The 3,950-nt window shown below is 52.4% G+C and carries 5 protein-coding genes; 4 read left to right on the top strand and 1 reads right to left on the bottom strand.

Annotated elements, in window-relative coordinates:
* The first annotated feature begins 226 nt into the window (after nucleotides 1–226).
* From AC1DSG_RS28635 to AC1DSG_RS28625, 3 genes are all read left to right on the top strand, one after another.
* The gene (locus AC1DSG_RS28635; protein ID WP_477793882.1) at nucleotides 227–640 is read left to right on the top strand and encodes a cupin domain-containing protein; all 414 of its coding nucleotides are present in this window, start codon (nucleotides 227–229) and stop codon (nucleotides 638–640) included.
* 228 nt (nucleotides 641–868) lie between these two features.
* Entirely contained in the window at nucleotides 869–1,576 is a 708-nt protein-coding gene (locus AC1DSG_RS28630) for an ATPase (RefSeq protein ID WP_477793881.1), read from the top strand.
* A 167-nt stretch (nucleotides 1,577–1,743) separates the two neighbouring features.
* The gene (locus tag AC1DSG_RS28625) at nucleotides 1,744–3,021 is read left to right on the top strand and encodes an NHL repeat-containing protein (RefSeq protein ID WP_477793880.1); all 1,278 of its coding nucleotides are present in this window, start codon (nucleotides 1,744–1,746) and stop codon (nucleotides 3,019–3,021) included.
* Between the two features lie 65 nt (nucleotides 3,022–3,086).
* On the opposite strand, the gene AC1DSG_RS28620 is transcribed toward AC1DSG_RS28625, so the two are convergent.
* On the bottom strand, nucleotides 3,087–3,317 hold the full coding sequence (locus AC1DSG_RS28620) for a hypothetical protein (protein ID WP_477793879.1): 231 nt from the start codon (nucleotides 3,315–3,317) through the stop codon (nucleotides 3,087–3,089).
* A 27-nt stretch (nucleotides 3,318–3,344) separates the two neighbouring features.
* Between AC1DSG_RS28620 and AC1DSG_RS28615 the strand changes: the two genes are divergently transcribed.
* Nucleotides 3,345–3,950, top strand: a 606-nt coding sequence (locus AC1DSG_RS28615) for an RCC1 domain-containing protein (RefSeq protein WP_477793878.1), incomplete at its 3' end; no start/stop codon positions are given.

Raw genomic sequence — 3,950 nt, 5'->3', positions numbered from 1 at the left:
CAACCAGCTCTGAATCACTACCCTCCCCGTAGCAGCTGWCGAGCAACGCGAGGCTGCGTCTGGGATTTGCCTGACAAAACGCGATTGCCCGGTGAGGTTCAAGACGGTATCTACGACGAGCGTGGTGTTGGATTGGTCCCCTCAGCTTCCCGAATATTGGCTGTTTGATTGCCCTACCCTGCGGACTATCGTTGCTCCGGACGATAACCACCTCAGGTAATGACCCATGAAAACGTTGCGTTTCCTTGCTGCCCCGCTGGCTGCCCTCGCCCTGACCCTTTCGGCGGCTGCAACGGCTCACGAGGGCCCTTCTGAAAAGGTCACGGTGCTGCAGGATCAGCTGCTGAAAAATGTGCCCGGCAAAAAGGCGTTGATGATCGAAGTCGATTACGAACCCGGGCAATCGTCCATTGCCCACAAACACGAAGGCACCGCCATGGCCTACGTGTTATCGGGGGAGATTATTTCCCAGGTCAAAGGTGAACAACCCGTCACTTACAAGGCCGGCCAATACTGGTATGAACCGGCGGGCTCGGAACACCTGGTGTCAAAAAACGCCAGTGCCACCCAGCCTGCCAAACTGCTGGTGTTTATGGTGTTGTCGCCCGATGAAAAAGTGCTGATCCCATTGGAAAACTGATGCTTGTTCGTACAGCTATAAATAAAAAGGCTCGAACTTCGATTTCGAGCCTTTTTATTTCCCTGCGTCATTAACCGACCCTCTTTAAACCCAATAAAACTATGGGCCTGCCGAGAAGCGCATGTTTTGGCTTTTTATTTCAACAATGACAGGTTTAGTCTGGATGCACCGCTGGTGAATACCGGCATATTAACTTCCCGACTCAGGCTGTTTCACGGGAGAAACACCATGAAACTTGCACTTGTCAGTACCCTGACAATGACCGTTGTATTAACAGGCTGCTCGATCCCCACCGCACCGAGCGCTGTGTCTGCGCTGGACGGCATCTTTTCCGAGCCCGTTGGCCGCAGCAATGTCACGCTCATTCCGAATGGCAGTAACGTGTCGCTGGGCATCGTCTACAGTCAAAACACCCAGACCAATCGGGCCTACCTTCAGGACTACCATGCCAACGCCGGCACAGGCTTTGGTCAGAGTTTGCTGGTCCATTCGATTCATGACGCCTTCGTGAACACTTCCAAACCCGACCTCGCCGTGGATTGGGTCAAAGCGTCATTGCAGCRCCAGTTCGGCTCGGTCACGGTGTACCCGGACTTGCAAAGCCTCAAGGCTGCGAAACCRGACGTGGTCGCCATTGTCGACAGTCGCAGTCAATTGATGACCTCGCGCAGTTCGGACTTGGAGGCTCACGTCAGTGCAGATTTCTATGACGCCAATTTGAATTACATTGGTACCGCACAAGGGTATGACGCCAAAACGGTGAGTCCTCTTTGGGCGGACTTTGAACCGAGCCCAGAAATAGTGGCGGATATTAACGAGCAACAGAATGTGCAAGTTAGAGCGCTGCAAAAGTTTGACAAGTCGCTCAGTAATTTATTGACCAACCCGACAGACAAAATATCACTAAGCAGTCTCGCCCCTCCCTCTATCCAATAGCACCCCCACGCTTTCTCTCAAAAATACGCACTGTCTACTGTCAACTCTGACAGTAGACAGTGCGTTGTGCGGCTCTTCAAATGAGCTCACTGCGCTTTTCAGCCGTTGTCTCACTCCTGGCTGTCGCTTTACGCAGGCGCCCAAAATACATTCAAGGAGATATCAACATGGTTAGCAAAGAACTTCTGGATCCTGTATTTGGTCCCGACCGCAGCGGGATCACCTGGATCAAATACTCCAACGCAAACACAGGCTTTGCCAGCGGCATTACTGTCGCTCCCGACGACAAATTAATAATTGCTGCAAGATCGGGTGCCGATTTTTCAGTCGTGCGCCTGAACGCGGACGGCACACAAGACAAAACTTTTGGGGTGAATGGCACCGCCACCGGAAAATTCTCCGCCGGCAATCAATCAGTGGGTAGAAGCGTCAGCGTGCTTAATAACGGGAACATTCTCCTAAGCGGACTATACGAAGAATACGAGTACGCTCCCACACAGCTCGGCCTTGCCCTTTTTGATGATAAAGGCAATCCCGTGAAGGCATTTGGAAGTGATGGCGTAACCGTAGTGCACCCTATTGCCTCCACCCAACTTAAGTTACCTGAAGTCAAAAAGGACGCAAAGAGTGGATCTACTTCGAATCAAAACGGTTTTTCCCTGGAACTACCCGACGGAAAACTGATGACCCTCAGCAACCATCGTTACAGTTTAAGTGATCAAATCGGCCTGTTGATGCGCCTTGATCAAAACGGCGCACTTGATACAACGTTCGGTAACGGGAATGGTTACGTCACTGTCCAGTACACCGCTCACTTTACTTGGGTGGGCTCATTGGTACGTCTGAACAATGGGACATTTGCGATTGGGGGAGGTGTCAACAAAGACGGGGAAAACCTGGGAATGATCGCACTGTACAGTGCCGTAGGTGTCCCGGTAAAAACCTTCGGTTCCAATGGATTTGTTGTGTTTGATTCACTTGGCTCAAAAGACGAAATTTTTGACCTTGTAGAAATGCACGACGACAACATTCTGGGTATTGGCAGTACTTATGACGGTACCTTTAATGGCTTACTGGTCTGTCTCGACTCGACCGGCAAGTTTGTTGATACATTCAATGGCGGCAAACCGGTTGTGACTCCCGCCCCCGAAGCGCCAGGAGGAATTCAATGGCTGTCTGGTACCCAACGACCAGACAAGAAAATCGTGGTAATCGGATGGACTATTGGCGAGGCAAACTCAAAAACCGTCATCACTCAATACATGCCGAACGGTGAACCGGATAAAAACTTCGGCGATGGTCAAGGGAAATTGGATGTCAATTTGACTGACGTGCTCGACATGGGATCGTCCATAGCAGTTCAAGGCAGTCAGCTGGTCGCATCAGGCACGTCCTTACCGCATGAGGGTGGAGTGCGTCCCTTCGTTTTCCGCTGCCTGCAGTAAAAGACGAGCAATGACCGATAAAAAAACCGCATCGCTCGATGCGGTTTTTTTCATTTAACGCCTGATCAGGCGGCCGGTTCCAGCTCTTCGCTGGCAGCTGCAGTGGCAGTCACCACCGCTGAGAATGAACCCGCCTGCACGGCGAGAACGAAAGCCTGCAATTGATCCAGTGAAAACCGTATCACGACCTCCCGACAACCCATCGTTAAAAACGATGGCTGTTCATTTGTCCCTGCGTAATCAAGCGGAGAAGATTTACTGCCGTCAGCAACCTGGGCACCCTTCAATAAAAACAACAGTTGCACCTTCAGGAGATACGCGAGATGAGCCGGAGCAATGGGCCGCAGTTCAAAATCTGGTTTTCGCGACTTGTCCTTCTGAGCACCTTGCTTGCATCTCCCCTCGTTAGCGCCGACAGTTCGTGCCCAATGCTGGCGTCATATTACAACCGCCACATGGCGATCATTGCAGGCACGGCATGGGGATGGACCGATAGTGCGTCGCCAACGCCGATCCAGACAAGCGCCGTACAGGTGGGGGTCGGCAAGGATGTGTATTACACGCTGCTGGCGAACGGTGAATTGACGGTGTTGGTTGATGGCACCAAGGAGACTACGCCCCTTATGAAGGGTGTTAGCCGATTCGCCGCCGGTGATTCGGGTGTTTTCGCTATCGACTCCGCCCGAACGCTTTGGCATTTGCGCCATGCTGAACAGCCACGGCGAATGACTGAAAACGTCAGCACGGTAGCCGTAGGCGATGGCACAGACTATTACGTCACAACAAGTGGGGAACTCTTCGCCCGCGGCAAAGGACACCGCGGCCAGTTTGGTGATGGCCACGTTCGCTTGACCCCTACGTCACAGTTTCTCCCGGTCGCAAGCGACGTAAGTGACGTCAAGGCTCATACAGGCCACGCTCTCTATTTG

The sequence above is a fragment of the Pseudomonas sp. P5_A12 genome, assembly GCF_056400685.1.
The sequence above is the reverse complement of the archived record's forward strand: the minus strand, read 5'-3'. Positions and strand labels throughout refer to the sequence as shown.